Here is a 26,976-nt window from a genome sequence, read left to right on the forward strand (position 1 = left end):
CCCCGGCGCCCCCGCCGCGGCCCCCCAGCGCCCCCGCGGGGGCACCGACACAACGCCCCCCCCCCCCCCCCCGCGGGGGGGGGGGGCGCGGGGGGGGGGGGGCGGGGCCCCCCCCGCCCCTCTGTTGTGCGTACGCGGACCGTTACGCCGGCGGTTACGCCGACTTCTCGTGGCGGCCGTCGTTCTTCACGATGCGCGGCTCGCGCGGGACCAGCGTCGGGTTCACGTTGTCGCGGACGACCTCCGCCGTGATGACGACCCGGGCGACGTCCTTGCGGGACGGCACCTCGTACATCACCGACTGGAGCACCTCTTCGAGGATGGCGCGCAGACCGCGCGCGCCGGTGCCGCGCAGGATCGCCTGGTCGGCGATGGCCTCCAGGGACGGGCGGTCGAAGTCCAGCTCCACACCGTCGAGTTCGAAGAGCCGCTGGTACTGCTTGACCAGTGCGTTGCGCGGCTCGACGAGGATCTGGAGAAGGGCCTCGCGGTCCAGGTTGTGTACGGAGGTGAGGACCGGCAGGCGGCCGATGAACTCCGGGATCATCCCGAACTTCACCAGGTCCTCCGGCATGACCTCCTGGAACTGGTCGCTCGCCTCGATCTCGCGCTTCGAGCGGATCGTCGCACCGAAGCCGATGCCCTTCGCTCCCGCGCGCGACTCGATGATCTTCTCCAGGCCGGCGAAGGCGCCGCCCACGATGAAGAGCACGTTCGTCGTGTCGATCTGGATGAACTCCTGGTGCGGGTGTTTCCGGCCGCCCTGGGGCGGTACGGACGCGGTGGTGCCTTCCAGGATCTTCAGCAGGGCCTGCTGGACGCCCTCGCCGGAGACATCGCGGGTGATCGACGGGTTCTCGCTCTTGCGGGCGACCTTGTCGATCTCGTCGATGTAGATGATCCCGGTCTCGGCCTTCTTGACGTCGTAGTCGGCCGCCTGGATCAGCTTCAGCAGAATGTTCTCGACGTCCTCACCCACATACCCGGCCTCGGTGAGCGCGGTGGCGTCGGCGATCGCGAACGGCACGTTCAGCATGCGGGCCAGCGTCTGGGCGAGAAGGGTCTTGCCGGAGCCGGTCGGGCCCAGCAGGAGGATGTTGGACTTGGCGAGTTCGATCGCGTCCTCGCGCCCGGACACCCCGCCGTTCTCGCCGGCCTGAACGCGCTTGTAGTGGTTGTAGACCGCCACGGAGAGCGCCTTCTTCGCGGGCTCCTGCCCGACGACGTACCCCTCGAGGAACTCGTAGATCTCGCGCGGCTTGGGCAGTTCCTCCCATCGCACCTCGGAGGTCTCCGCGAGCTCCTCCTCGATGATCTCGTTGCAGAGGTCGATGCACTCGTCGCAGATGTAGACACCGGGACCCGCGATGAGCTTCTTCACCTGCTTCTGGCTCTTCCCGCAGAACGAGCACTTGAGCAGGTCGCCGCCATCACCGATGCGTGCCACGAGGTGCTTCCCCTTCGCCTGGGAGCAGCCTGGTTCAGCGGCTCCTGTGCCTCATATCCGACGGTACCTTGCCCGGGCCCCCGTTCGGGCCCCCCTTGGCGCGGTTCACACGTGGTCGTGGGACCGCGCCGAGGGCGCCGGGTGTGTCAGGCGGCCGCAGCGGCCGTGGTCTTGCGGGTCGAGACGATCTGGTCGACCAGTCCGTACGCGAGCGCGTCCTCCGCGGTCAGGATCTTGTCACGCTCGATGTCGTCGCGGACCTTCTCGATCGGCGTCGTCGAGTGCTTCGCCAGCATCTCTTCGAGCTGGGCGCGCATCCGCAGGATCTCGTTGGCCGCGATCTCCAGGTCGGAGAGCTGCTCCCGGCCGGTCTGGCTGGACGGCTGGTGGATGAGCACGCGCGCGTTCGGCAGCGCCAGCCGCTTGCCGGCGGTGCCGGCGGCGAGCAGCACGGCGGCGGCGGAGGCGGCCTGGCCCATGCACACGGTCTGGATGTCCGGCTTCACGAACTGCATCGTGTCGTAGATGGCGGTGAGCGCCGTCATCGAGCCGCCGGGGCTGTTGATGTAGATCGAGATGTCGCGGTCCGGGTCCATCGACTCCAGGCAGAGCAGCTGCGCCATGACGTCGTTGGCGGAGGCGTCGTCGATCTGCACCCCGAGGAAGATCACGCGCTCCTCGAAGAGCTTCGCGTACGGGTCGTACTCGCGCACGCCCTGCGACGTGCGCTCCACGAAGCGCGGGACGACGTAACGGTTGTCCACCTGCGGGCCGGTGTAGAGGCCGCTCGCGGAGTAGTTGTTCATGTGGGTGTTCACCATCCTGTGGCGTTCGGTGGGCTGGGCCGGCTGGACGGGGCTGGTGATCTCAGGCCCCGGTACCGCCGCCGCCCGGAACACCCGAAGCAGCGGAGATGATCTCGTCGATGATGCCGTAGGCCTTGGCCTCCTCGGCGGTGAACCAGCGGTCGCGGTCACCGTCGCGGATGATCGCCTCTTCCGTCTGGCCGGTGTGGCGCGCGGTGATCTCGGCCATGCGCTTCTTCGTACGGAGCAGCTGCTCGGCCTGGATCTTGATGTCGGAGGCGGTGCCGCCGAGGCCCGCGGAGCCCTGGTGCATGAGGATGTCGGTGTGCGGCAGCGCGAAGCGCTTGCCCGCGGTGCCACCGGTCAGCAGGAACTGACCCATCGAAGCGGCGAGGCCCATACCGATGGTGACCACGTCGTTCGGGATGTACTGCATGGTGTCGTAGACGGCCATACCGGCTGTCACCGAGCCACCGGGGCTGTTGATGTAGAGGTAGATGTCCTTCTCGGGTTCGGCCGCGAGGAGGAGGAGCTGCGCCGTGATCTTGTTGGCGATGTCGTCGTCGACCTGCTGGCCGAGGAAGATGATCCGCTCTCCGAGCAGCCGGCTGTAGACCTGGTCGCCGAGGCCACCACCGAGGGACGGCTCACCGGCGGCGTAAGGCATCAGATTCGTCACGTATACACCTGCTCGTCTCTGACGGCTGCGGCCGTCTCAGCGTCTTCTTACCGGGGACGGGAGACTCCCCTGCCCTCGTATTCATGGACCCTAACGCGCTGGTCGGCGCGGGCCATCCTGCTTCCGGGGCTGTTCGCTGGGAGCGCAAGGCAGTTGAGGCTCCGTACGGCCCTGAGCGGGCCTGTTGGTCCTCTCGCGGCCCCCCGTGCCACCCCTGGCGCAGTCGGCGACCAGCGGGTCCCGTAGGGCTTCGGGGCGGATAGGACGGGCCCCGGTCGCGTGGTGCGTCCGGGGCCCGTCCTGTCGTTCAGAGCGAGACGGCTCAGGCCTCGTTCTTGTCGGCCTTCTCCTCGGCCTCGACGGCTTCGGTGGAGTCGGAAGCCTCGACGGCTTCGGTGGAGTCGGCGGCCTCGACCGTCTCGTCCTCGTCCTCGTCGTTCAGGTCGACGATCTCACCGTTCGTGTCGGTCACCTTCGCGGCCTCGACGACCACGGCGAGCGCCTTGCCGCGGGCGACCTCGCCGACCAGCATCGGCACCTGGCCACCCTCGACGACCGCCTGGGCGAACTGGTCGGGGGACATGCCGGAGGACTGCGCGCGCCGCATGAGGTGCTCGGTGAGCTCCTCCTGGTTGACGTTCAGCTTCTCCTTGTTGACCAGCTCATCGAGGATGAACTGGGTCTTGATGCCCTTCTCCGCCTGCTCCTTGGTCTCGGCGTCGAACTCTTCCTCGGTCTTGCCCTGGATCTCCAGGTACTTCGCGAGGTCGAGGCCCATCTGACCGAGCTGGTGGTGCTCCAGATTGTGCTTGCGGGTGTTGATCTCCTCCGCGAGCAGCTTCTCGGGGATCGGCACCTCGGCCAGCTTCAGCAGCTCGTCGAGGACGCGCTCCTGGGCCTGGGTGGCCTGGTCGTACTGCTTGCTGCTCTCCAGGCGCTTGCGGCTGTCCGCCTTCAGCTCGTCGAGCGTGTCGAACTCGCTCGCCATCTGCGCGAACTCGTCGTCCAGCTCGGGCAGCTCACGAGCGGCGACCTGGGACACCTTGACGGTGACCTCGGCGGCCTTGCCCTCGGCGGCGCCGCCCTTCAGCTCGGAGGTGAAGGTGGCCTCGCCGCCGGCCTCCAGGCCGGTGACGGCCTCGTCGATGCCGTCGAGCAGCTCGCCGGAGCCGATGGTGTACTGCACGCCGGTGGCCACACCGTCGGGCAGGACCTCACCGTCGACCTTGGCCTCCAGGTCGACGGTCACGACATCGCCCTCGGCGGCGGCGCGCTCGACCGGGTTGGTGGACGCGAAGCGGTCGCGCAGCTGCTCGACCGACTTGTCGACGTCCTCGTCGCTGACTTCGATGGAGTCGACGGTGACCTCGATACCGGAGTAGTCCGGGATCTCGATGACCGGGCGGACGTCCACCTCGGCGGTGAAGGCCAGCAGCTCGCCGTCCTTGAGCTCGGTGATGTCGACCTCGGGCTGGCCGAGGACATTGAGCTCACCCTCGTTGACCGCGTCGGTGTAGAACTTCGGGAGGGCGTCGTTGACGGCCTCCTCCAGCACAGCACCACGCCCGAACCGCTGGTCGATGACGCGGGCCGGGATCTTGCCCTTGCGGAAGCCCTTCACCGTGACCTGCTGGTTGATCTTCTTGTACGCCGCGTCGAGGCTGTCCTTGAGCTCCTCGAAGGGCACCTCGACAGTGAGCCGAACCCGGGTCGGGTTCAGGGTCTCCACGGCGCTCTTCACGGTTCGGTCTCCTTGGTGGCTGATTCTTGGGTTCTGCCGGTCCCCGCGGTGCGGCGCGATCCAGCGGATCGGCCCGGTTCCTCAGAGACTCTTCAGACACACGGGCACGCAGCTTGCATAGTAACCGCAAGCGGGAAGAGCCCCACAATGTGATCTTGCGATTCGATCTTGAAAAATGGTCGGGGTGGCCGGATTCGAACCGACGACCTTCCGCTCCCAAAGCGGACGCGCTACCAAGCTGCGCCACACCCCGTCGGTGCGACACGTAGGGTACATGCCCGCGAGCATGCGGCCGACCGCTTCGACCGGTGCCTTGACCGCCGCTTTACCGGTGTGCGACGAGCGCCCCGGACCCGCTACGATGTGGTCCGTGCCGAGGCCGCATGACCTGCGGCACGACGCGTGCGGGCGTAGCTCAATGGTAGAGCCCTAGTCTTCCAAACTAGCTACGCGGGTTCGATTCCCGTCGCCCGCTCTTGAGCAGGACCAGCAGGAACATACGAGTCAGAGCCGGTTTCCGTACGACACGGAGACCGGCTCTCCTCGTTTCGACTCCCGCTTCGGTCCGCCGCAGACAGCGTCAGAAGCTGATCTGGTTGATCGTTTCGGCTATCGAGTTCATGAACCTGTTCACCGACGGAGCGATGTTGGTGGAGGCAAGGAAGAAGCCGAACAGGATCGCGACTATCGCGGGGCCGGCCTTGAGTGAGCCACCGCGGATGAGCACCACGAGGATGACCGCCAACAGAACCACCACAGACAGCGAAATGGCCATACTGATCACACCCTCGGTCGGTCCGCCTGGCCCAGCCCCGGGGAGTGCGCACGCCACACCCCCGCTCCGACCATCGTGCCATCAACCTCCGTGCGGATGTTGGCCGGTGACGAATCAGTGACATACGCGATAGCGCCAATCGCACCCCCCGCGCGCCGGGTTCCGCGCGACCGCGCCGCGCCCGGCCCGCCCGCGCGTGAGGTGGCCGACACGCCAGTGCCGAGCCGGGCGACGCGCGCGCTCCATCTGCTCGTCCATGCCTTCCACATGCCGGCCTTCATCCTCATCTCCGGCTGCTTCTCCCGGAGTTTCACCGCACGCCCGCACCAGATCAGGCGCCTGGTGACCGGGGTCGCGGTGCCGTGCGTGGTCTTCGAGCCGCCGCCGCGGTGACGCCGCTGTGCACGCCTCCGGTACGACGGCTGCCGCGCGGCGTCACCGAGTACCTCCGCGGTTCACCCATCCGGTCCGGTCCCGTTCCCGGGGCCACAGTTGCGCAGTAAACCGTTTGGTAAACTAATTATTGACGATTTCTTGACGCTTCTTTGACTTGATGGAGGAACGGTCCCATCGGACACGCAGAGACCCTCATAGCCATGGGCGGCGCCTTCCTCGCCGCCGCCGTACTCGCCCGTCTGGGCAGCCGTATCGAGCTGCCCACCATTCCCCTGTTCATCCTCGCCGGGATCCTGCTCGGCCCGCACACCCCCGGCATCGTGCTGGTCATGGACCCGCACGAGCTGGAGATGCTCTCCGCCCTCGGGCTGGTCCTGCTGCTCTTCTATCTCGGTCTGGAATTCCATCTGGACGACCTCAGGGCGGGCGGCCGGAAGATGGCCCTCGCCGGCGGCGCGTATCTCGCGCTGAACGTGGGCGCCGGTCTCGGCTTCGGCTTCGCGCTCGGCTGGGGCACGTCGGAGGCGCTGGTGCTCGCCGGTGTGCTCGGTATCTCCTCGTCCGCGATCGTCACCAAGGTCCTGGTCGACATGGGCCGGATCGGTAACCCGGAGACCAAACCGATCCTCGGCATCATCGTGGTCGAGGACATCTTCCTGGCCCTCTATCTCGCCGCGCTCCAGCCCATCCTGTCGGGTGCGGACAACGCCTCGGCCGCCGTGATGGACGGCGGGAAGGCGTTCGGCTTCCTGCTGTTGCTCGCGCTCGCCGCCCGGTTCGGTACGAAGGTCGTCGGCCGGCTCATGAACACCAAGGACGACGAACTGCTCGTCATCTCCTTCCTCGGCGCGGCGGTCTTCGTGGCCGGCGTCTCCGAGTGGTTCGGAGTCGCGGACGCCATCGGCGCGTTCATGGTCGGTCTGATGCTCGGTGGCATCACCTCGGGCCCCCGGATCCGCAAGCTCGTCCATCCGCTGCGGGACGCGTTCGGCGCGATCTTCTTCTTCGCCTTCGGGCTGTCGATCAACCCGGGCGATCTGCCGACCGTGCTCTGGCCCGTACTCGTCGCCGTGGCGGTGACCCTGGTGATGAATGTCGCGGCGGGGCTGACGGCGGCCAGGGTCTTCGGTTTCGGTGCCCGGCCGGCGGCGAACATCTCGACGACGCTGCTGGCCCGGGGCGAGTTCGCGCTGATCCTCGCCACGATGGCGGCGGGAGCGAGCCTCGACAGCCGGCTCGCTCCGTTCATCGCCGGATATGTCCTGGTCCTCGCGGTCCTCGGTCCGCTGGCGGCGGGCAGGTCGCACTGGCTGGCCCGGATCCTGCCAGGTGGCGGGAGCGGCGGCGACGGCAGCGGGCCCGAGGCGAACGAGCCCCCGTACGTCAAGGATTCGGGCGACAGAGGCGCACCGGTGACGAGCTGACTCCCATGCCTTTACCCCCACCCGCGACGGCCCGCGACACCCACCGCGCTCCCCTCCGCCCGTAACGGCGGAGGGGAGTTCTGTCCGCGGGTCGGTGCCGGCCGGCGGTCATGCCTCGCGGCAGATCAGCAGCAGCGCGCGGTCGTCGTTCACGTCCTTCGCGACCGCCTCGATCAGATGCCAGGCCGCGCCCTCGAAGCCCGGGACGACATAGCGGTCGGCCTCGCCCGTGAGGCGGTCGATGCCCTCGCCCAGATCGCGTCCCGGGGCCTCGACCAGACCGTCCGTGAAGAGCATCAGCACGTCGCCGGGGCGCAGTGAGCCCTTGACCGGGTCGAACTGCGCCCCGTCGTACACCCCGAGCAGCGGGCCCTCGCCCGACTTCTCCTCCCAGCGGCCACTGCCCGCGTGCAGTTGGAGGGCGGGCAGATGGCCCGCCGAGAGCAGTTCGAAGTCGCCCGAGTCCAGATCGAGGACGAGATGGATGGAGGTGGCGAACCCCTCGTCCCAGTCCTGCCGGAGGAGATAGCCGTTGGCGGCCGGGAGGAAACTGTGCGGCGGGAGCGAGCCGAGGAGTCCGCCGAAGGCGCCTGAGAGCAGCAGGGCGCGGGAGCCCGCGTCCATGCCCTTGCCGGAGACATCGGTCAGGACGACTTCGAGCGTGCGACCGCCGTTCGTACGGGCGGCCACCACGAAGTCGCCGGAGAAGGACTGGCCGCCGGCCGGGCGCAGCGCCATCTCGCGGTGCCAGCCCTTGGGCAGCCGGGGCAGGGCGCTCTGCACCCTGATCCGTTCGCGCAGGTCGAAGAGCATCGTCCCGCCGCGCCGCCAGGGCACCCCGACCCGCGCCCTGAACTGGGCGATCAGCAGTCCGAAGAGCCCGCAGGCGGCGACCACGAGCACCGTGCCCGGGGTGACCCGCGCCGGACCCCCCGGGTACGGGCCGAGGACCATCGACTCGACGATCAGCGCGGCGGCCGCGGCCGCGTACAGGCTGAGCAGGCTCGCGGGCCGCAGCAGCAGCCCGCCGGCCACGATCGGGAGGACGAGCGCGGAGGGCGCGCACCAGACGGGGACGGCGATCGTGGTGAGCGTGATGGCCGGGATGGTGAGCAGCAGACCGACGAGGGCGATCCAGTCGGAGCCGTCGCCGCGGAAGTAGTCGACCCCGGATTTGCGCACGCCGTTGCGGACCCGGTGCAGCTTCCTGCGCATCCGGGCCGAGTACGATTCCGCTCCCGCGACACCGGCCATTGTTGTGGACCCTATCGATCCGTCCGCCCGGCGTGCAGGGGGACCCCTGTGACATTGCGTTCGAAATCGGGTCGCCTCGTTGTCGTACCCCTGGTACTGATGGCATATGACGATGGATCTACGGGTACTGGAACCGGCCGAATGGGACACCTGGTACGGGGCGTTGGAGCTCGCGTTCGGCGGTGTCCCGGAGACTATCGGGGAGACCCGGCTGATGCGGGATCTCACCGAGTTCGACCGCTCGATCGGGGTCTGGGACGGCGATGAGTGCGTGGGCACGGCGGGGGCGTTCAGCTTCCGGCTCTCGGTGCCGGGCGGTGCCCAGGTCCCCGCGGCGGGCGTGACGATGGTGAGCGTGGCGGCGACGCACCGCCGGCGCGGGGTGCTGACGTCGATGATGCGGCGCCAACTCGATGACGTCAGGTCGTGGGGCGAACCGCTCGCCGTGTTGACGGCCTCCGAGCCGGTGATCTACGGACGGTACGGATACGGCGTCGCGACCGAGCAGCTCTCGGCGGAGATCGACACCTCCCGGGTACGGATCACGATTCCCGGACGATCGGACGATGTACGTCTTCGTCGGGTGAAACCGGACGACCCGGCTGTACGCGATGCGTGCGAGGCGGTGTACGCCGCGGAGGTCGCGGGGCGGCCGGGGATGCTCGCCCGCCGGCCGGGCTGGGAGCGGCATCCGGTCGTCGACGCCGGGAAGGCGAGGGACGGTATGTCGGCGCTCCAGTGCGTGCTGGCGGAGCGGGACGGCGAGGTGGTGGGGTTCACGCTCTTCCACAACAAGCCGGAGTGGGACGCGTCGGGCCCCAAGGGCACGATCGAGCTGCGGGATCTGTACGCCCTGGACCCGGTCGCGTACGCGTCGCTCTGGGACTTTCTCTTCTCGATCGATCTGACGTCGGCGGTCCGGGCGGGCAACCGGCCCGCGGACGACCCGTTCCAGTATCTGGTCTCCGACATCCGGCGGTGCCGGACAGGGCTGCGGGACTCGCTGTATCTGCGGCCGGTGGAGGTCGGGGCCGCGCTGGAGGCCCGTACGTACCGGACGCCGGTGGATGTGGTGATGGAGGTGACGGACGCGTTCTGCCCCTGGAACGAGGGGCGTTGGCGGCTGTCCGGCGACCCCAAGGGCGCGTCCTGCGAGCGCACCGTCGATCAGGCCGATCTGGTGCTGTCCGTCAACGAGTTGGGGGCCGCGTATCTGGGCGGCGTGTCCCTGGCCGCGCTGGCACGCGCCGGGCGGATACGGGAGACACGGACCGGAGCGCTGGGCGAGGCGTCCGCCGCGTTCTCGTCGGAGATCGCGCCCTGGCTGCCCCACGGGTTCTGAGCCGGCGGAGCGGGAGGAACCGGCGTTCAGCGCTGCTGGCAGCCCGGACACCAGAACAGGTTACGGGCCGCGAGGGTCGCGGTGCGGATCTCGTCGCCGCACAGCAGGCAGGGCATCCGTGCCCTGCGGTAGACGTACACCTCGCCGCCGTGATCGTCGACGCGCGGCGGGCGGCCCATCGCCTCGGGGGTGTGCTCGGGACGGACGGTGTCGATCCGGTTGTTCCGTACCCCCTCCCGCATCAGCGCCACCAGATCCGCCCAGATCGCGTCCCATTCGCGGCGGGTGACGTCCTTGCCCGCGCGGTACGGGTCGATGCCGTGCCGGAAGAGGACTTCGGCGCGGTAGACATTGCCGACGCCCGCGATCACCTTCTGGTCCATGAGCAGGGCGGCGAGGGTCGTACGGGACCGGGAGATCCGCGCCCACGCCTTCTCGCCGTCGTCCGCGCGGCGCAGCGGGTCCGGGCCGAGGCGGTCGTGTATCGCCTCCTTCTCGGGGGCGGTGATCAGGGTGCAGGTGGTGGGGCCGCGCAGATCCATGTACGCGATGTCGGAGGCGAGCCGCAGCCTGACCGTGTCCGTGGGCGGCGGGGCGGGCGCGTCGCCGAAGCCGACCTTGCCGAACAGACCGAGGTGGATATGGACCCAGCCCAGGTCGCCGAAGCCGAGGAAGAGATGCTTGCCGTGGGCGTCGACGGCGTCGAGGACCCGGCCGTCGAGGAGCGCCGCGCTGTCGGAGAACTTGCCCTGCGGGCTGCTGACCCGGGCCGGCCGGCCGCCGAAGCGGTCGAGATGGTCCTCGGCGAGCCGGTGGATCGTATGCCCCTCGGGCACGGGGTCTCCTCTGTGACAGGTCCTCGATGTCAGGCCGGACAGAACACCTAGGGCGCGTCTTCAAAGTAGCGCCGTCAGCCCGAAAGGCGGCCGCCGCCGGGCAGACGGGACTTTGAAGACAGGCCCTAGGGCGTGTCTGATAAATAGCGCCGTCCGCCCGGAGGGCGGGGCTCACGGCGTCTGGTGCGTGCGATCGCAAGGCGGAGGGTCGTCCTCGTAGCGGAGCTACGTGGACGAGCCCGACAACGCGGCGAGCGCGCGTGCCAGACGCCGTGAGCCAGGCGGAATTTGTCAGACACGGCCTAGTCCTGGCGCGGGTGGTGGGCCGGGACGGGCGGCAGCTCGTGGGTCGACTCGTAGTCGGTGAGCATCTTGATACGGCGCGCGTGACGCTCCAGGCCCGAGTACGGGGTGGCGAGGAAGATCTCGACGAACTTCGTCGCCTCGTCCTGCGTGTGCATCCGGCCGCCGACGGAGATGACGTTGGCGTCGTTGTGCTCGCGCCCGAGAGCCGCGGTCTCCTCGCTCCAGGCGAGGACGGCGCGGACGCCCTTGACCTTGTTCGCGGCGATCTGCTCGCCGTTTCCGGAGCCGCCGATCACCACACCGAGGCTGCCCGGGTCCGCCACCGTGCGCTCCGCGGCGCGCAGGCAGAACGGCGGATAGTCGTCCTCGGCGTCATAGATGTGGGGTCCGCAGTCGACGGGGTCGTGGCCGTGGGCCGTGAGCCACTCGACGAGGTGGTTCTTGAGTTCGTAGCCGGCATGGTCGGAACCGAGATACACGCGCATGACCGAAGTGTGGCACGCGGGGTGTGCCTCGCGCTCCGCTGGGTAGCGGTCAGCGTGATCAATATTCCGGTAACCCCGGTGTCCGCCCCGGGCAAAGAAACAGGATAGGCACTTCCGTCTTCGGGGGTTCGGACGCTTGAATGCCGGGACTCATCACTTGAGTGGACCGTAGACGTAAGGATTGCCGCATGACTTCCCTGCCGTCCCCCACGAAGGAAGGCGGAGCTCCCAGCGAGCCTGGGAATCCGCAGTCCTCCGACGGCCTGCAAGCCGGTCTCAAAAACCGCCATCTGTCCATGATCGCGATCGGCGGAGTGATCGGGGCGGGGCTGTTCGTCGGCTCCGCTTCCGGTATCGCCGCCGCGGGACCCGGCATCCTGCTGTCGTACGCGCTGGTCGGCCTGATGGTCGTACTCGTCATGCGCATGCTCGGTGAGATGGCCGCGGCGCGGCCCAGCTCCGGATCCTTCTCCGCCTACGCGGACCAGGCGCTCGGCCGCTGGGCCGGGTTCTCCATCGGCTGGCTCTACTGGTTCTTCTGGGTGGTGGTGCTGGCGGTCGAGGCGACCGCGGGCGCCCAGATCCTGGAGGGCTGGATACCGGCCGTGCCGCAGTGGGCGTGGGCGCTGATCGTGATGGTCGTACTGACCGCCACGAACCTCGCGTCGGTGGCCTCGTACGGTGAGTTCGAGTTCTGGTTCGCCGGTATCAAGGTCGTGGCGATCGGGGCGTTCGTCGTCGTCGGTCTGCTCGCCGTCTTCGGGCTGCTGCCGGGGTCCGACAATCCGGGCGCGGGTTTCGCGCATCTCACGGACAGCGGCGGATTCCTGCCCAAGGGGCCCGGCGCGATCCTGACCGGTGTGCTGATGGTCGTCTTCTCCTTCATGGGCAGCGAGATCGTCACGCTCGCGGCCGGCGAGTCCTCGAACCCGCAGCGGGCCGTCGCCAGGGCGACCAACAGCGTGATCTGGCGGATCGCCGTCTTCTATCTGGGGTCCATCTTCGTCGTGCTGACGCTGCTGCCCTGGGACGATCCGTCGATCGTCAAGGACGGCTCGTACGTCGCGGCGCTGAACTCGATCGGGATCCCGCACGCCGGGCAGGTGATGGACTTCATCGTGCTGACGGCCGTCCTGTCCTGTCTGAACTCCGGTCTCTACACGGCGTCCCGGATGGCCTTCTCGCTCGGCCTGCGCGGGGACGCGCCCAAGGCGTTCGCCCGGACGAACGCGCGCGGTGTCCCCACGGCCGCGATCCTGTCCTCCGTCCTCTTCGGGTTCGTCGCCGTCTTCTTCAACTACCAGTGGCCCGACTCGGTCTTCGCGTTCCTGCTCAACTCGTCGGGCGCGGTGGCGCTGTTCGTCTGGCTGGTCATCTGCTTCACGCAGCTGAGGATGCGCGGGATGATCCTGCGCGAGGAGCCGGAGAAGCTGGTCGTACGGATGTGGCTCTTCCCGTATCTGACCTGGGCGACGATCGCGATGATCTCGTTCGTGCTGGTCTACATGCTCACCGACGACACGGCGCGCGAGCAGGTGCTGCTTTCGCTGCTGGTGGCGGCGCTCGTGGTGGCGATCGCGCTGGTCAAGGAGGCGCGTGGGCGGCGGGAGAAGGCGGCGGAGGCCGACGGCCGGGGGTGAACCGTCCCGTCCCGTTCCGCACTGCCTCCGGGACGTCAGGACGAGCGGCCGGCGGAAGTCACCCGGGTGTCCGGATCCCCGCTCACCCGCGGGGCTTCTCGCCGGCCGCCGTCCTCGTGTCGGGCGCGGCGGTGGAGGCGGAAGGCCGCGAGTCCCCGTGCGGCGATCACGGTGGTCGAGGCGAGGGCGGTCACAGCCGCGCAGACGACAAAGGCGGCCCAGACGTGGGTGACCTGTGCCAGGGTTCCCCTGCGGTTCATCAACAGGCCGAAGAGAAAGGCGAGTTGCGTGAGGAAGAGGAGGGGAAATGTGTACGGCAGCATCCGCGTCACTCGCCGCCACGGTTGCCGTGCGGTGCGCCGAGCCCATCGGCGGGCTCGAAGGACGCCACGGATACCGAGGCCCGTCGCCAGCAGGGTGAGGGCCGCGAGGACCCAATCAGCCGTCATGGAGAACGGCTTGGCCACCTCGGGGTTCTCGCCCCGGGCGAGGTCGACGAGGCCCTGCGAGATCTGAGGCGCGTCGTCTCCGGAGATCATGCCGGTGTTGGTGACGACCGCGATGCCGATCCCGCTGTCGGGCAGCAGGGTGGCGATCGAGTTGTGGGTCAGGAGCTGGCCGGTGTGCTGGATCTCCCTGGGTTCGCTGTCCCGCGTGTTCTCCCACCAGCCCATCGCGTAGTCGCTGTCCCGCGGTGACGTGGGCGGAGTGTGCGTGAGATCGATGGTGCGTGCGGTGGCGACGCGTCGGCCGTCGGCGGACACGCCCTGGTTGTTCTGGGCTATCAGCCACTGCGAGAGGTCGTCGGCCGTGGTGACGACACCGTGGCCGCCGGCGGCGAACCAGCGGGGGTGGGAACGGGAGAACACCGAGCCGTACGCGCGGACGTAGCCGCGGGCGCGATCGGGCATGTCGTCGGTGGTGTCGACGGAGGTGGTGTGCGTCATGCGCAGCGGCTGGAAGATCTCCGCGGACAGGTAGTCGGCGAAGGGCTGTCCGCTGACGACCTCGACCAGGCGGGCCGCGACGAAGTAGTTGGGGTTGTGGTAGCTGTTCCTGGTGCCCGGCGCGGCGGCCAGGTGCGCCTCGCGCATCGCGGCGACCGCCTCCTTGAGAGTCCGCGGTTGGGCGCGCGTCAGATCGGGGTAGGCGGAGTCGGCCATGCCGGAGGTCTGGGTCAGCAGCTGCCGGACGGTGATCTCTTCGGCGCGCCGGTCGGCCATGGTGAACTCGGGCAGGTAACGGTGCGCGGGCTGGTCCAGGTCGACCTTGCCCGCCTCGACGAGCCGCATGACGGCGAGCGCGGTCATGGACTTCGACAGCGACGCCACCGGTACGCGCGTCCGCGCGGTCATGGCCTGCCCGGACGCGGCGTGCCCGTAACCGGCGGTGTGCACAACCCGGTCGCCTTTGGTGACGGCGACCACCGCGCCCGGCAGACCCGTCTGCTCCATGTAGTCCCGTACGTAACGGTCGATGGCAAGCGGACCCAGGGCGGCGGCGGGTTTCGCGGCGGACGCGGGAGGGGCGGCGGACAACGTGGCCGCGACGCAGAGCCCGGCCACCAGGGCGGCCAGTCCGCGACGGGCTCCGGTACGGATGGTGGGGGCGGCGGGGACGGTGAACATCTTCATGGGGCCCAGTGCACCGGTCCGGCCCCCGTCGGCGCATTGGCGTACACGCGAGTCCAAAGGTAGTGCCGGCACTACCGCTTCGGGATCCCCGCCCCGGTACGGTCGGCGCGTGCGACACCGAACCGCGTGGCAGGCCCTGGCCCAGACCCCGCTGAAAATGCTCGGCTCCGGCTGGCCCTGGCGGGCGTTCGCCTATCTGCTGTCCGGGGTCGTCTTCGGCGCCGTCACCACGACCGTCCTGGTGATCACGCTGGTCGCGGGGATCGTTTCGCTGGTCGTGGCCGTGGGGGCGGTGCTCCTGCTCGGCGTCGCGCTGTCCGGCATCGTCGTCACCCGCTTCGAGCGGTGGCGCCTGCGCCTCGTGGACCTGGACCCGGTGCCTGACCCCCACCAGGCCCCCGAACGGGCGGGGCTGCGCGGATGGCTGTACACGCGGCTGCGCGAGCCGGCGACCTGGCGCGAGCTCGGCTTCACCGCGGTGTCGTTGACCGCTCTGTGGTGGATGGATGCCCTCGTCCTGGGTTTCGCCCTGGCCGTCCCCGTGCTGGTGATGGTGTCGCCGCTCGACGATCCCGGTGCCTGGCCATTGCTGATCGTCGGCCTGTGCCTGCTGCCCGCGGCGCCGTACACCATCACCGCCTGGGCCGGTGCGAGGGCGGCGGTCACGCGTCTCATGCTGGCGCCCCGCGACAGCGAACTGGGACGCCGGCTGACCGACGTACGAGCCTCCAGGGCACGTCTGGTCGACGCCTTCGACGCGGAGCGACGCCGGATCGAGCGGGACCTGCACGACGGAGCGCAGCAGCGGCTCGTCTCGCTCAATGTGATGCTCGGTCTGGCCCGCCTCGACGCCGAGCCGGGCTCCTCCCTGGCCGGGCAGCTCGTCAACGCCCAGGAACAAGTCACCCTCGCCGTTGACGAGTTGCGCGAGCTGAGTCGCGGCGTCCACCCCAAGGCCCTCACCGACCACGGTCTGACAGCGGCGGTCGAGAACCTCGCCACCCGCTCCGTCCTGCCCGTCACGGCCGACATACGCCTTCCCCGCCGTGTGCCCGTCTCCGTGGAGACCACGGCGTACTTCGTGATCGCCGAAGCCCTGACCAACGCCACCAAACACAGTCACGCGACTCGGGCCCGGGTGCACGCCCGGCTGCACACCGGCGTCCTCACCCTGTCCATCAGCGACAACGGCATCGGAGGCGCCGACCCGGAGGCGGGCACCGGCCTGATCGGCCTCGCCGACCGCCTCGCCGCCGCGGACGGCAGACTCCGTATCTCCAGCCCGCGGGGCGGACCTACACTCCTGCACGTGGAACTGCCATGCCACTGACCGTCGTACTCGCCGAGGACTCCCCGCTCATGCGGGACGGGCTGGTCGGCGTGCTCAGCCGCTTCGGCCATCAGGTGCTCGCCGCCGTCGGCGACGCGGACGCCCTGCTCACCGCGGTCCGGGAGCTCGACCCCGACATCGTCGTCACCGACGTCCGCATGCCACCGGACAACACCGACGACGGCCTGCGCGCCGCCATCGCTCTGCGCCGCGAGCGCCCCACCCTGCCTGTCCTGGTCCTCAGCCAGTACATCGAGCAGTCCTACGCCGCCCACCTGCTCGACCTCGGCAGCGACAGCGGCATCGGCTATCTCCTCAAGGACCGCGTGAGCGCCGTCACCGAGTTCGTCGACGCGGTCACCCACGTCGCCGCCGGTGCGACGGTCGTGGACCCCGAGGTGGTACGCCAGCTCCTGAACCGCCGCCACGACCCCTTGCGACGGCTCACCCCACGGGAACGCGAAGTCCTCGCCCTCATGGCCGAGGGCCACGCCAACACCGAGATCGCCCGCGAGCTGTACGTCACCGAAGCGGCGGTGAACAAACACGTCAGCGGCATCCTGCAGAAACTCGAACTCCACCTCGACGGCCAGGGGCACCGCCGCGTCCTCGCCGTCCTCACCTACCTCCGCGCGTGACCGGCGCGTCGCGCTCGGGTTCGGTGCTCGGGTGACGTCAGCCGCGGTGGCCGATGAGCTTCCACGCGGCGGGCAGCGCGCCCATCGCCAGGGCCGCCTTGAGCGCGTCCCCGAGCAGGAAGGGCACCAGACCGGCGCTGACGGCGGCACTCAGTGACATCCCGGTGTACAGCGCGAGGTAGGGCACGCCCACCGCGTAGATGAGCACCGAGCCGAGCACCATCGTCCCGGCCGCACGCGGTACGGAACGGTCGCCGCCGCGGCGGGCCAGCGCGCCCACCACCGTGGCGGCGAGCAGCATGCCGAGGACATAGCCGAAGGAGGCGAAGCTCAGACCCGAGCGGCCCTCCGCGAACCACGGCATCCCGGCCATGCCGACCACGGCGTAGAGCGCGAGGGAGAGGAAACCGCGGCGGGCGCCCAGGGCGGTGCCGACGAGCAGCGCGGCGAAGGTCTGGCCGGTGACCGGCACGGGAGAGCCGGGGACCGGGACGGCTATCTGCGCCGCCACTCCGGTGAGCACCGCTCCCCCGACGACCAGGGCGATGTCCCGGGTGCGGGTGGCGGGGAGCAGATCGGCGAGGACCGCTCCGGTACGGGGGGCTGCGGCAGCAGTGCTCATGGGGTCTCCGCGGTCATGGGGCGTCGGGTTTCCGACGTCGGGTTACGGGCTTCGGGCATCAGGCATCGAACAGCCCGACGGTAGCCGACCGCCCCGCGCCCTTTCACCGTCAGTCGCCCACAAAGGGGACGTCAGCGCGTTGTCGGAGGTGGCACAAAGTGCCGCCCCGGCAACGGCGGCGGCAGGGAAGACCTAGGTCCTGTCCGGTCGGTCTTCGTGGGCCCGCGACGCCTGGCACGGCACCTCGCCGCGTTGTCGGATCGTCCTCGTACGGCCGGGCCATCCACAACGCCGATCCTCCGCCTTGCGATGCTCCCCCTTGGCCTGAACGGCACGGGGGTACCCCCTGCACCAGACGCCGCGGGCCCACGAAGACCGACCGGACAGGACTTAGGACCATCGCCTGATCGGCACCCGACCATGTTGCTGTTAGCGTGCACTTGCATAAGATGCGCAATAAGAGGCCGGAGGGTTTGACCATGGCGGTATACACGCTTCCTGAACTTCCGTACGACTACGCGGCGCTCGAACCGGTCATCAATCCGCAGATCATCGAGCTGCACCACGACAAGCACCACGCGGCCTACGTCAAGGGCGCCAACGACACGCTCGAACAGCTCGCGGAGGCGCGCGACAAGGAGTCCTGGGGAGCGATCAACGGGCTGGAGAAGAGCCTCGCGTTCCATCTCTCCGGCCATATCCTCCACTCCATCTACTGGCACAACATGACCGGTGACGGGGGCGGCGAGCCGCTCGCCGCGGACGGCGTCGGCGAGCTGGCGGACGCGATCGCCAAGTCCTTCGGCTCCTTCGCGGGCTTCAAGTCCCAGCTGACCAAGGCCGCCGCGACCACCCAGGGCTCGGGCTGGGGCGTGCTCGCGTACGAGCCGGTCAGCGGCCGGCTGATCGTCGAGCAGGTCTATGACCACCAGGGCAACGTCGGCCAGGGCTCGGTACCCGTCCTGGTCTTCGACGCCTGGGAGCACGCCTTCTACCTCCAGTACAAGAACCAGAAGGTGGACTTCATCGAGGCCATGTGGCGTGTCGTCAACTGGCAGGACGTGGCGAAGCGTTACGCGTCCGCCAAGGAGCGCGCCCACAACCTGCTGCTCGCCCCGTAGACCCGGCGGGCCCCCGCCCCGGGCCGTACACGTCCTGCTCGTGATCGTCTTCTCACCTTTCACGTGCGGGCGGAATGAGGAAGGACCCCCGCGAGGACGTGACTCACGGGGGTCCTTCTGTGACATCGGGCAGATCCCGGTCAGTCGAAAATCGGTCCCTGGGTACGCGTCCTCTTGATCTCGTAGAAGCCCGGGATCGACGCCACCATCAGCGTGCCGTCCCAGAGCTTCGCGGCCTCCTCGCCCTTGGGGGCCGGGGTGACGACCGGGCCGAAGAAGGCGATCTGCTCGCCGTCCGCGCCGGGGACGGCGATGACCGGCGTACCGACCTCCTGGCCGACCTTGTCTATGCCCTCCTTGTGGGAGGCGCGGAGCTCCTTGTCGTACGTGTCGGAATCGGCGTAATCGATCAGATCGGCGGGCAGACCGGCATCGTCCAGCGCGGCGACGATCGCCTCGCGGGTCGCGCCCTCGCCCTGGTTGTGGAAGCGGGTGCCGAGCGCGGTGTACAGCGGTCCCACGACCTTGTCACCGTGCTTCTGCTGAGCGGCGACGACCACACGGACCGGGGCCCATGCCTTCGCGAGGCCCTCGCGGTACTCCGCGGGGATGTCCTTGTCCTCATTGAGGACGGCCAGGCTCATCACGTGCCAGCGGACCTCGATATCGCGGACCTTCTGTACTTCGAGGACCCAGCGGGAGGTCATCCAGGCCCAGGGGCACAGCGGATCGAACCAGAAGTCGACGGGGGTCTTCTCGGACATGTCTCTCCTCAAGAACGGCTGCGAACGCACGTCATGTCGAGAACGCCCCGGCCCGCCGGGAGCATTCCCGTATGCCGCACGTCGGTGGCGCGTGCGACGATCGTTGCTGTTTCGGACGAGCCACGAAGGCGAGCCACAAAGGAGTGAACGTGCCTGGTGAGAACCTGTCCCGCGAAGAGGCCCGCGAGCGGGCCGGCCTGCTGACCGTAGACAGGTACGAGGTGGACCTCGACCTGCGCTCGGCGGTCGGCGGGGTCCCGGGCTCGGGTGAACCGGGCTCGGGCGAACCGGGCGCGGAGCCACCGAGCACGGACATGCCGGGCGCGGACACACCACCGCGGACCTTCCGCTCCGTGACGACGATCCGGTTCCGCTGCGCCGAACCAGGGGCCGGCACGTTCGCCGATCTGATCGCCCCGAGCGTGACCGCCGTGACGCTCAACGGGACGGAGCTGGACCCGGCCGCCGTCTTCGACGGCTCGCGGATCGCGCTGGACGGCCTGCTGGCGGAGAACGTACTGGTGGTGGACGCGCGGTGCGCGTACAGCCGCACCGGCGAGGGCATGCACCGCTTCGTCGACCCGGAGGACGGCGAGGTCTATCTCTACACGCAGTACGAGCCGGCCGACGCGCGCCGGGTCTTCGCCAACTTCGAGCAGCCCGACCTCAAGGCCCCGTACCTCTTCCGGGTGACCGCGCCCGAGGGCTGGACCGCGTGGAGCAATGGCGAGGGCACGCTCACCGACGGTGTCTGGCACTTCGCGGAGACGAAGCCGATCTCGACATACATCACGACGGTTCTGGCCGGTCCGTACCACTATGTGACCGATTCGTACCGCCGTACGTTCGACGACGGCACGGTCCTGGAGATCCCGCTCGGCGCGATGTGCCGCAAGGGGCTCGCCCGGCATTTCGACGCGGACGATGTCTTCCTGATCACCAAGCAGGGCCTGGACTTCTTCCACGACCACTTCGACTACCCGTACCCGTTCGGGAAGTACGACCAGGCGTTCGTGCCCGAGTACAACCTCGGCGCGATGGAGAACCCCGGTCTGGTGACGTTCCGCGAGGAGTACATCTTCCGCGGCCACGTGACCCAGGCGTCGTACGAGCGCCGGGCGAACACCACCCTGCACGAGATGGCGCACATGTGGTTCGGCGATCTGGTGACCATGCGCTGGTGGGACGACCTGTGGCTGAAGGAGTCGTTCGCGGACTTCATGGGCTCGTTCGCGCAAGTGGAGGCGACCCGCTTCACCAACGGATGGACGACCTTCGCCAACAACCGCAAGGCATGGGCCTACCGCGCGGACCAGCAGCCGTCCACCCATCCGATCACGGCCGACATCCGTGATCTGGAGGACGCCAAGCTGAACTTCGACGGCATCACGTACGCCAAGGGCGCGTCGGTGCTGAAGCAACTGGTGGCGTATGTCGGCCAGGACGCGTTCATGGAGGGCGCCCGGCGCTACTTCAAGCGGAACGCGTACGGCAACACGCGCCTGGCCGATCTGCTCTCCGTACTGGAGGAGACGTCCGGGCGCGACATGGCGGGCTGGTCCCGGTCGTGGCTGGAAACGGCCGGGCTCAACTCCCTCACCCCGCAGGTGATCTTCAACGCCGAGGGGCGGATCACCGAGCTGGCCGTGGTGCAGGACGCGGCGGAGTCGCATCCGGAGCTGCGGCCGCACCGGGTGGCCATCGGGCTCTACCGGCGTACGCCGGACGGCAAGCTCGTACGGTTCGCCCGTACCGAGACGGATGTGGCCGGGCCGCGTACGGTCGTCGGCGAACTGGCGGGCGCGGAGCGGCCGGAGCTGATCCTCGTCAATGACGACGATCTGACGTACTGCAAGATCCGCTTCGACGCGGGCTCGCTGGACACCCTGCGCGCGCATCTCGGGGACCTCACCGACCCGCTCGCCCGCGCCCTGTGCTGGTCCGCGCTCTGGAACCTCACGCGCGACGCGCTCATGCCGGCCCGGGACTTCATCGGACTGGTGCTCACCCACGCGGGCCGCGAGACGAGCATCGGCGTGCTCCAGATGCTGCACGCCTGGGCCGAGTCGGCACTCACGCACTACGCGGCGCCGGCGTGGCGCGAGGAGGGCGGGCGGCTGCTGGCCGAGGGCGCGCTGCGCGAGCTGCGGCTGTCCGAGCCGGGCAGCGAGCACCAGCTGACCTGGGCCCGTTTCTTCGCCGCCGTCGCCGCTTCGGACACCAATCTCCGGCTGCTGCGCGGGCTGTTGGACGGTACGGCGAAGATCGACGGTCTCGATGTCGACCAGGAGCTGCGCTGGGCCTTCCTGGGGCCGCTGGCCGCCCACGGGCGGGCGGACGAGTCCGTCATCGACGCCGAACTGGCCCGGGACGACACGGCGTCGGGCAAGCGCCACCAGGTGCGCTGTCTGGCGGCCCGGCCGTCGGCCGCCGTCAAGGCGCAGGCATGGGCGCAGGTCGTCGAGTCCGACGCGCTGTCGAACGCGCTGGTCGAGGCGACGATCGCCGGTTTCTCCCGGCCGAGCCAGCGGGAGCTGCTCGCGCCGTACGCCGCGAAGTACTTCGAGGTGATCGAGCGGGTGTGGGCCGAGCGCTCGATCCAGATCGCCATGCATGTGGTGCGCGGGCTGTTCCCGGGGCTCCAGGGAGACCGCCGGACCCTGGACGCGGCGACGGCCTGGCTGGACACGCACCAGGACGCGGCCCCCGCCCTGCGCAGGCTGGTGCTGGAGGCGACGGACGATCTGGCGCGCGCGCTGCGCGGTCAGGAGTGCGACACGGCGGCGGCCCGTTGACGAGGTGACGAGGTGACGAAGTGTCCGGCGCCGGACGGCTCGTTCGGCGTCCGGCTCCGGGGCCTGCGGGCGGGCCTCTGATCGGCAGTCGAACGCCCTTACTTTAGGACGATCTTGTCCGGTTTTGCCGACAAACGGGTAACGGGGGTTAGAGGGACGCCAGAGTAGGGGGAGACACCGGGACATGAACAACAACACCCCGGTCTCCCCCCGCCCCCTCGGCCACCTCTCCGATGATGTGCGGAGTCGTGTGCTCTCGCTCGCGCAGCTGCGTGAGCGCGGTGTCCCGGGTGGCCGGGCCACCGCTCAGTGCCGGCCCGGCGGCCCCTGGCAGCAACCGCTGCCGGGGGTCTTCCTGTTGCACGCCGGGCCGCCGACCGCCGATGAGCGGCTCCGGGCGGTACTGCTGTACGCGGGGCGGCCGAGCGCGGAGAGCTCCCGGGGGGTGCCGGCCCAGCCCGGCCGGCTCTCGCCGTCCGCCACCTCCGCGTCGTCCGCGTCGTCCGCGTCGTCGTCCGCGACGTCGGTGTCCCCGTACGGCGCGGTGATGATCACGGGGCTGGCGGCGCTGGCGCTGTACGGATTCTCGTCCACTCCCCCGCTGCTCTCGCTGGACCGGATCGATGTGCTCGTACCGCGCACCCGGCGGCTGCGGTCCACGGGGTACGCCCGGTTGATCCGGGCCCACTCCCTGCCGCGGCCCGAGCGGGTCGACGGGATGCCGGTGGCGCCCGTGGGGCGGGCGCTGGCCGACGCGGTGGCGGAGCTGTCCGACGCGGACGCCGTCGTCGCGCTGCTGACCGAGGCGGTCCGCGCCGGGCACTGCGAACCGGCCCTGGTGGTACGGGAGCTGAACCAGTCCGGGCTGCTGGCGCGGCAGCATGTGGTGGACGCGGTGGACTCCCTGCTCGCCGAGGGGCGGACGCTGGCCGAGGGCCGGCTGTACGAACTGGTGCGGGTGTACGGGCTCCAGGAGCCGCTGTGGAACGTGGATCTGCGGCTGCCCGGCGGACCGTATCTGGGCGGCGTGGACGCCTACTGGCCGGATCAGGCGGTCGCCGTCGAGCTGGACACCCGGGCGCCGAGGCCGGGCGGCCGGACCGCCGACCGGACGGACGACGAGGACGAACAGTGGTCGGCGGCCGTCCGCAAGCGCGAGCATCTGGAGCGGCTCGGGATCACGGTCGTCCATCTCACGCCCAGGAAGCTGCGGGAGGCGCCGGATCAGCAGGCGACGGTGGTCCGTACGGCCCTGATGGCGGCGAACGACCGGGATCCGGCCGCACAGGTGGTCATCCTGCCGAGATGAGCGCGGCGGGGGCGGGCGTGCCGGGACCGGCCGCGGCGCGGGCACCGGCACGCGGCAACCGGAACCGCCGCCCGCCCCCGGCATCGGGCATCGACGTCGGGCATCGGCACCGGCACCGGCACCGGCATCGACATCGGCACCGGCGTGGGTTTCGCCCCATTGGTCCTCGGTGGCGCACACGCCGCGCTGGCGGGTGTCCGCCATGACCGAAACTCGCCCCTGACAACCCTCCACAAAACCCTGTCACTTAGGTAAAGCTGAGCGGTCATCCGGTACCGAATTCCGGACTGTCTCTTTCACGACACAGGGATGCTGATGACCTCCGAATCCGAGAGCTCCATATCCGGGCCGAGACGCGTGGCCAGGGTCGCGGCGGCCGCCGGTCTGGTGGCCGCGCTGATAGCCACCGGCGCGGTGCCCGCCTTCTCCGCGACGGGCACCGATGACCCGGCCGCACCCGTCAAGTCGTCCTCCGGTTCCGACGCTTCCGACAAGCTCGGGGCGGCCGACGCCGATCTGCTCGCCAAGGCGAAGGCCAAGGGCGAGAAGAACATCACGATGATGGTCGCCACCGCACCGGGGGCGACCGAGCAGGTCGCCGGTCAACTGGACGCCGTCGCGGGCGCCGTGGTCGACAAGACGTACGACACGCTCGGCTACGTACGGGCCACGCTCCCCACCGCCAAGGCGGACGCCGCGATCAGGGCGGCCCAGAAGCTCTCCTCCGTCCACGGCATCGATCTCAACCAGGAGATCGCGCTGGACGACCCGACGCCCGCCGCGGACACGGCGAAGGCCGCGAAGGGCGCGACCGGTTCGGCCGCCGAGAAGTACCCGGCGCCGAGCAGCAGGACCCCGGCGAAGAACCCGTACAACCCGTCCTTCGAGACCGGTGCGGTGGACTTCGTCAAGAAGAACCCGAAGGCCGACGGCCGCGGTGTCACCATCGGCATCCTGGACTCGGGTGTCGACCTGGGCCACCCCGCGCTCCAGAAGACCACCACCGGCGAGCGCAAGATCGTCGACTGGGTGACGGCCACGGACCCGGTGTCCGACAACGACGGCACCTGGCGCCGGATGGACACCGCGGTGTCGGGTCCGTCCTTCACGGCCGACGGCCGTACGTGGCAGGCCCCGGCAGGCTCGTACAAGTACCGCGTGTTCCGCGAGGACGCCACCCTGGGCGGCGAGATGGCGGGCGACCTCAACCGTGACGGTGACACCACCGACACCTGGGGCGTGCTCTACGACCCGGCCAAGGGGACCGTACGCGTCGACCTGAACAACGACGCCGACTTCACCAACGACGCCGCCATGAAGCCGTACAAGGACGGTTTCCAGGTCGGCTACTTCGGCAAGGACAATCCGGCCACCCCGGTGGTCGAGCGCATCCCGTTCGTGGTCGAGATCCGCAAGGACGTCGTCTACGACGCGGCGGGCGCGAAGTCCGACTTCGTCAACATCGGTGTCATCGAGGGCGCGCACGGCACGCACGTCGCCGGGATCACCGCCGCCAACGGTCTCTTCGGCGGCGCGATGGACGGCGCCGCCCCCGGCGCCAAGCTGGTGTCCTCGCGCGCCTGCTCCTGGAGCGGCGGCTGCACCAGCGTCGCGCTGACCGAGGGCATGATCGACCTCGTCGCCAACCGCGGTGTGGACATCGTCAATATGTCGATCGGCGGTCTGCCGCCGCTCAACGACGGCAACAACGCCCGTGCCCGGCTGTACACACGGCTCATCGACACGTACGGCGTGCAGATCGTGATCTCGGCCGGCAACGACGGCCCCGGCACCAACACCATCAGTGACCCGGCCCTGGCCGACAAGGTCATCTCGGTCGCCGCGTCGATCTCCAAGGAGACCTGGGCCGCCAACTACGGCTCCGGTGTGACGACGAAGTACGCCCTGCTGCCGTTCTCGGCCCGCGGCCCCCGCGAGGACGGCGGCTTCACGCCGACCCTCACCGCTCCGGGCGCGGCCATCAACAGCACCCAGACCTGGGCCGCCGGCGGTCCGGTCGCCGAGGCGGGCTACCAGCTGCCGCCCGGCTACTCCATGCTCCAGGGCACCTCGATGGCCTCCCCGCAGGCCACGGGCGCGAGCGCGCTGCTGCTCTCCGCCGCCAAGCAGAAGCGGATCAGCCTCACCCCCGCCACGCTGCGGACGGCGCTCACCAGCAGCGCCACCAAGATCCCCGGCCTCCAGGCACATGAGCAGGGCGCCGGTCTGATCGACGTCGTGCGCGCGTGGAGGTCCATCGAGAACGGCGCCACCGCCCACGAGTACACGGTCAAGGCCCCGGTCGACACGGCCCTCGACCAGTTCCTGCCGACCCCGGGCTTCGGCACCGGTGTCTACGACCGCGAGGGCGGCCTGAAGGCCGGCGCGAGCCGGACGTACGACATCACCCTCACCCGGACCACCGGCGCCAAGGGCGCGCTGGAGCACCGGCTGACGTGGAAGTACGACGACAAGACCTTCCGGCTGCTCGGCAGCGACCGGGTCAAGCTGCCGCTGAACCAGCCGGTGACCGTGACCGTGCAGGCCAGGCCCGGTTCCGCCGGGGTGCACAGCGCGATCCTGGAGATCGACGACCGTCGTACGGAGGGTGTGGACAAGCAGGTCCTCACCACCGTGGTCGTCTCGAAGGAGCTGGCCAAGCCCGCGTACGCGTTCTCGGCGTCGGGCTCGGTGCAGCGCAACGCGTCGAAGTCGTACTTCGTGACGGTGCCGGCGGGCGCGAAGACCCTGGAGGTGGCGCTCGGCGGACTCGCCAAGGACAGCCAGACCCGGTTCATCGCCATCAGCCCGTACGGCGTGCAGATGGAGGACAGCTCGACAATCTTCTGCTACCCGAACTACCCGAATCCGGCCAACACCTGCCGCCCGGACGTGCGTTCGTACCAGGACCCGCAGCCCGGTGTCTGGGAGATCGAGGTCGAGTCGCGCCGTACGTCGCCGCTGCTCGACAACCGGTACACGCTGGACGCGACGCTGATGGGCACGGTCTTCGACCCGGCGGTCACCACGATCCCCGAGGCGAAGATCGGCACCCCGGCCCCGGTGTCCTGGACGGTCACCAACGGCTACGCCGCCATCGACGGCACGCTCGACGGCGGCTCGCTGGGCTCGGCGAAGGTCTCCCGTCCGACGATCGCGGACGGCGAGCAGCAGGAGACGACCGTCACCATCGGTGAGGGCGTCGAGCGGCTCGACGTGGCGATCGGCGGCGCGGCCGACACGGGGGCCGACCTCGACCTCTTTGTCGAGAAGGACGGTCGGGCCCTCGGCCAGTCCACGACGGCCGGCTCGGTGGAGTCCGTCAGCCTGGTCAACCCGGCGGCCGGTACGTACACGATCGTCGTCGACGGCTACGCGGTCCCGGCCGGGTCCACGGCGTACGACTACCGCGACGTGTACTACTCGGCCTCGCTCGGCTCGGTCAAGGCGGACGGTGCTGTCAAGCTCGCCAGCGGCGCCTCGGGGCAGGTCGAGGCCGAGGTGCTGGTGAACAGCGCGGCTCCGGCGGGGCGGCAGTTCTTCGGTGACGTCCAGCTGCTCAACGCGCGCGGCACGGCCGCGGGCACCGGCAGCGTGATCATCGAGAGCGTTACCCCGTAACCGGACGTAAC

At 69.6% G+C, this 26,976-nt stretch carries 21 protein-coding genes and 2 tRNA genes; 11 read left to right on the top strand and 12 right to left on the bottom strand.

All coding sequences use genetic code 11. The features are described 5' to 3' along the window. Positions 1–154: 154 nt before the first annotated feature. The 5 genes from clpX to ACIRQP_RS10105 form a co-directional block, all read right to left on the bottom strand. On the bottom strand, positions 155–1,447 hold the full coding sequence (gene clpX, locus ACIRQP_RS10085; RefSeq protein WP_129771118.1) for an ATP-dependent Clp protease ATP-binding subunit ClpX: 1,293 nt from the start codon (positions 1,445–1,447) through the stop codon (positions 155–157). 146 nt (positions 1,448–1,593) lie between these two features. Beyond that, positions 1,594–2,268, bottom strand: coding sequence for an ATP-dependent Clp protease proteolytic subunit (locus tag ACIRQP_RS10090; RefSeq protein WP_030352382.1), 675 nt, complete (start codon positions 2,266–2,268; stop codon positions 1,594–1,596). 46 nt (positions 2,269–2,314) lie between these two features. After that, positions 2,315–2,920 carry an ATP-dependent Clp protease proteolytic subunit gene (locus ACIRQP_RS10095; protein WP_030352383.1) on the bottom strand — a complete coding sequence of 202 codons (606 nt, stop codon included), beginning with the start codon at positions 2,918–2,920 and terminating at the stop codon, positions 2,315–2,317. Between the two features lie 334 nt (positions 2,921–3,254). Beyond that, complete coding sequence (gene tig, locus ACIRQP_RS10100; RefSeq protein WP_403886201.1) at positions 3,255–4,673, bottom strand: trigger factor; 1,419 nt, start codon at positions 4,671–4,673, stop codon at positions 3,255–3,257. A 176-nt stretch (positions 4,674–4,849) separates the two neighbouring features. Further along, a tRNA-Pro gene (locus tag ACIRQP_RS10105) sits at positions 4,850–4,926 on the bottom strand. A gap of 151 nt (positions 4,927–5,077) precedes the next feature. Between ACIRQP_RS10105 and ACIRQP_RS10110 the strand changes: the two genes are divergently transcribed. Next, positions 5,078–5,148 (top strand) — tRNA-Gly (locus tag ACIRQP_RS10110). A 105-nt stretch (positions 5,149–5,253) separates the two neighbouring features. On the opposite strand, the gene ACIRQP_RS10115 is transcribed toward ACIRQP_RS10110, so the two are convergent. After that, a complete protein-coding gene (locus ACIRQP_RS10115) occupies positions 5,254–5,448 on the bottom strand; it encodes a hypothetical protein (RefSeq protein WP_403886204.1) in 195 nt (64 codons plus the stop codon). 201 nt (positions 5,449–5,649) lie between these two features. Here ACIRQP_RS10115 and ACIRQP_RS10120 point away from each other — a divergent pair, with 201 nt between their 5' ends. Together ACIRQP_RS10120 and ACIRQP_RS10125 are read left to right on the top strand one after the other, a co-directional pair. Further along, positions 5,650–5,841, top strand: a complete 192-nt coding sequence (locus ACIRQP_RS10120) for a hypothetical protein (protein WP_403886207.1) — start codon at positions 5,650–5,652, stop codon at positions 5,839–5,841. Positions 5,842–6,044: 203 nt separating this feature from the next. Then, positions 6,045–7,268 carry a cation:proton antiporter gene (locus ACIRQP_RS10125; protein ID WP_403886210.1) on the top strand — a complete coding sequence of 408 codons (1,224 nt, stop codon included), beginning with the start codon at positions 6,045–6,047 and terminating at the stop codon, positions 7,266–7,268. 108 nt (positions 7,269–7,376) lie between these two features. On the opposite strand, the gene ACIRQP_RS10130 is transcribed toward ACIRQP_RS10125, so the two are convergent. After that, positions 7,377–8,522 (bottom strand): PP2C family protein-serine/threonine phosphatase, encoded by a 1,146-nt coding sequence (locus ACIRQP_RS10130; protein WP_403886213.1) that lies wholly within the window; start codon positions 8,520–8,522, stop codon positions 7,377–7,379. A gap of 106 nt (positions 8,523–8,628) precedes the next feature. On the opposite strand from ACIRQP_RS10130, the gene ACIRQP_RS10135 reads away from it, so the two are divergent. After that, complete coding sequence (locus tag ACIRQP_RS10135; protein WP_403886216.1) at positions 8,629–9,864, top strand: GNAT family N-acetyltransferase; 1,236 nt, start codon at positions 8,629–8,631, stop codon at positions 9,862–9,864. A gap of 26 nt (positions 9,865–9,890) precedes the next feature. On the opposite strand, the gene ACIRQP_RS10140 is transcribed toward ACIRQP_RS10135, so the two are convergent. Next, complete coding sequence (locus ACIRQP_RS10140) at positions 9,891–10,700, bottom strand: Fpg/Nei family DNA glycosylase (RefSeq protein WP_403886218.1); 810 nt, start codon at positions 10,698–10,700, stop codon at positions 9,891–9,893. Positions 10,701–11,002: 302 nt separating this feature from the next. Then, positions 11,003–11,491 carry a ribose-5-phosphate isomerase gene (locus ACIRQP_RS10145; RefSeq protein ID WP_403886220.1) on the bottom strand — a complete coding sequence of 163 codons (489 nt, stop codon included), beginning with the start codon at positions 11,489–11,491 and terminating at the stop codon, positions 11,003–11,005. 188 nt (positions 11,492–11,679) lie between these two features. Here ACIRQP_RS10145 and ACIRQP_RS10150 point away from each other — a divergent pair, with 188 nt between their 5' ends. Further along, positions 11,680–13,131 carry an amino acid permease gene (locus ACIRQP_RS10150; protein WP_403886223.1) on the top strand — a complete coding sequence of 484 codons (1,452 nt, stop codon included), beginning with the start codon at positions 11,680–11,682 and terminating at the stop codon, positions 13,129–13,131. A gap of 35 nt (positions 13,132–13,166) precedes the next feature. Here ACIRQP_RS10150 and ACIRQP_RS10155 read toward each other — a convergent pair whose 3' ends face one another. Continuing rightward, positions 13,167–14,765 carry a serine hydrolase domain-containing protein gene (locus ACIRQP_RS10155; RefSeq protein WP_403886225.1) on the bottom strand — a complete coding sequence of 533 codons (1,599 nt, stop codon included), beginning with the start codon at positions 14,763–14,765 and terminating at the stop codon, positions 13,167–13,169. 109 nt (positions 14,766–14,874) lie between these two features. Between ACIRQP_RS10155 and ACIRQP_RS10160 the strand changes: the two genes are divergently transcribed. Both ACIRQP_RS10160 and ACIRQP_RS10165 read left to right on the top strand, forming a co-directional pair. Next, entirely contained in the window at positions 14,875–16,095 is a 1,221-nt protein-coding gene (locus ACIRQP_RS10160) for a sensor histidine kinase (RefSeq protein WP_403886228.1), read from the top strand. Next, on the top strand, positions 16,086–16,733 hold the full coding sequence (locus ACIRQP_RS10165; RefSeq protein WP_403886231.1) for a response regulator: 648 nt from the start codon (positions 16,086–16,088) through the stop codon (positions 16,731–16,733). The genes ACIRQP_RS10160 and ACIRQP_RS10165 overlap by 10 nt, the downstream gene beginning before the upstream one ends. A gap of 37 nt (positions 16,734–16,770) precedes the next feature. Here the strand turns inward: ACIRQP_RS10165 and ACIRQP_RS10170 are convergent, their stop codons facing one another. After that, positions 16,771–17,355 (bottom strand): biotin transporter BioY, encoded by a 585-nt coding sequence (locus ACIRQP_RS10170; RefSeq protein ID WP_403886234.1) that lies wholly within the window; start codon positions 17,353–17,355, stop codon positions 16,771–16,773. 479 nt (positions 17,356–17,834) lie between these two features. Between ACIRQP_RS10170 and ACIRQP_RS10175 the strand changes: the two genes are divergently transcribed. Next, positions 17,835–18,476 (top strand): superoxide dismutase, encoded by a 642-nt coding sequence (locus ACIRQP_RS10175; protein ID WP_403886237.1) that lies wholly within the window; start codon positions 17,835–17,837, stop codon positions 18,474–18,476. Between the two features lie 140 nt (positions 18,477–18,616). Here the strand turns inward: ACIRQP_RS10175 and ACIRQP_RS10180 are convergent, their stop codons facing one another. Next, positions 18,617–19,240, bottom strand: coding sequence for a DsbA family protein (locus ACIRQP_RS10180; protein WP_403886240.1), 624 nt, complete (start codon positions 19,238–19,240; stop codon positions 18,617–18,619). 149 nt (positions 19,241–19,389) lie between these two features. Between ACIRQP_RS10180 and pepN the strand changes: the two genes are divergently transcribed. The 3 genes from pepN to ACIRQP_RS10195 all read left to right on the top strand — a co-directional run bounded on the left by pepN (position 19,390) and on the right by ACIRQP_RS10195 (position 26,965). Then, positions 19,390–22,035, top strand: coding sequence for an aminopeptidase N (gene pepN, locus ACIRQP_RS10185; RefSeq protein ID WP_403886243.1), 2,646 nt, complete (start codon positions 19,390–19,392; stop codon positions 22,033–22,035). Positions 22,036–22,219: 184 nt separating this feature from the next. Next, positions 22,220–23,344 carry a hypothetical protein gene (locus tag ACIRQP_RS10190; RefSeq protein ID WP_403886246.1) on the top strand — a complete coding sequence of 375 codons (1,125 nt, stop codon included), beginning with the start codon at positions 22,220–22,222 and terminating at the stop codon, positions 23,342–23,344. Between the two features lie 309 nt (positions 23,345–23,653). Beyond that, the gene (locus ACIRQP_RS10195; protein ID WP_403886249.1) at positions 23,654–26,965 is read left to right on the top strand and encodes a S8 family serine peptidase; all 3,312 of its coding nucleotides are present in this window, start codon (positions 23,654–23,656) and stop codon (positions 26,963–26,965) included. Positions 26,966–26,976 lie beyond the last annotated feature (11 nt).

This window comes from Streptomyces sp. NPDC102274, from assembly GCF_044766385.1.
In the GTDB taxonomy this organism is placed as follows: Bacteria; Actinomycetota; Actinomycetes; order Streptomycetales; family Streptomycetaceae; genus Streptomyces.

What these genes read in the sequence shown, in the direction of transcription:
- ACIRQP_RS10090 (WP_030352382.1), bottom strand. Translation starts at nt 2,268, where the DNA reads ATGGTGAACACCCACATGAACAACTACTCCGCGAGCGGCCTCTACACC.
- ACIRQP_RS10095 (WP_030352383.1), bottom strand. Translation starts at nt 2,920, where the DNA reads ATGCCTTACGCCGCCGGTGAGCCGTCCCTCGGTGGTGGCCTCGGCGAC.
- ACIRQP_RS10115 (WP_403886204.1), bottom strand. Translation starts at nt 5,448, where the DNA reads ATGGCCATTTCGCTGTCTGTGGTGGTTCTGTTGGCGGTCATCCTCGTG.
- ACIRQP_RS10125 (WP_403886210.1), top strand. Translation starts at nt 6,045, where the DNA reads ATGGGCGGCGCCTTCCTCGCCGCCGCCGTACTCGCCCGTCTGGGCAGC.
- ACIRQP_RS10130 (WP_403886213.1), bottom strand. Translation starts at nt 8,522, where the DNA reads ATGGCCGGTGTCGCGGGAGCGGAATCGTACTCGGCCCGGATGCGCAGG.
- ACIRQP_RS10135 (WP_403886216.1), top strand. Translation starts at nt 8,629, where the DNA reads ATGACGATGGATCTACGGGTACTGGAACCGGCCGAATGGGACACCTGG.
- ACIRQP_RS10145 (WP_403886220.1), bottom strand. Translation starts at nt 11,491, where the DNA reads ATGCGCGTGTATCTCGGTTCCGACCATGCCGGCTACGAACTCAAGAAC.
- ACIRQP_RS10150 (WP_403886223.1), top strand. Translation starts at nt 11,680, where the DNA reads ATGACTTCCCTGCCGTCCCCCACGAAGGAAGGCGGAGCTCCCAGCGAG.
- ACIRQP_RS10155 (WP_403886225.1), bottom strand. Translation starts at nt 14,765, where the DNA reads ATGAAGATGTTCACCGTCCCCGCCGCCCCCACCATCCGTACCGGAGCC.
- ACIRQP_RS10165 (WP_403886231.1), top strand. Translation starts at nt 16,086, where the DNA reads ATGCCACTGACCGTCGTACTCGCCGAGGACTCCCCGCTCATGCGGGAC.
- ACIRQP_RS10170 (WP_403886234.1), bottom strand. Translation starts at nt 17,355, where the DNA reads ATGAGCACTGCTGCCGCAGCCCCCCGTACCGGAGCGGTCCTCGCCGAT.
- ACIRQP_RS10175 (WP_403886237.1), top strand. Translation starts at nt 17,835, where the DNA reads ATGGCGGTATACACGCTTCCTGAACTTCCGTACGACTACGCGGCGCTC.
- ACIRQP_RS10180 (WP_403886240.1), bottom strand. Translation starts at nt 19,240, where the DNA reads ATGTCCGAGAAGACCCCCGTCGACTTCTGGTTCGATCCGCTGTGCCCC.
- ACIRQP_RS10190 (WP_403886246.1), top strand. Translation starts at nt 22,220, where the DNA reads ATGAACAACAACACCCCGGTCTCCCCCCGCCCCCTCGGCCACCTCTCC.
- ACIRQP_RS10195 (WP_403886249.1), top strand. Translation starts at nt 23,654, where the DNA reads ATGCTGATGACCTCCGAATCCGAGAGCTCCATATCCGGGCCGAGACGC.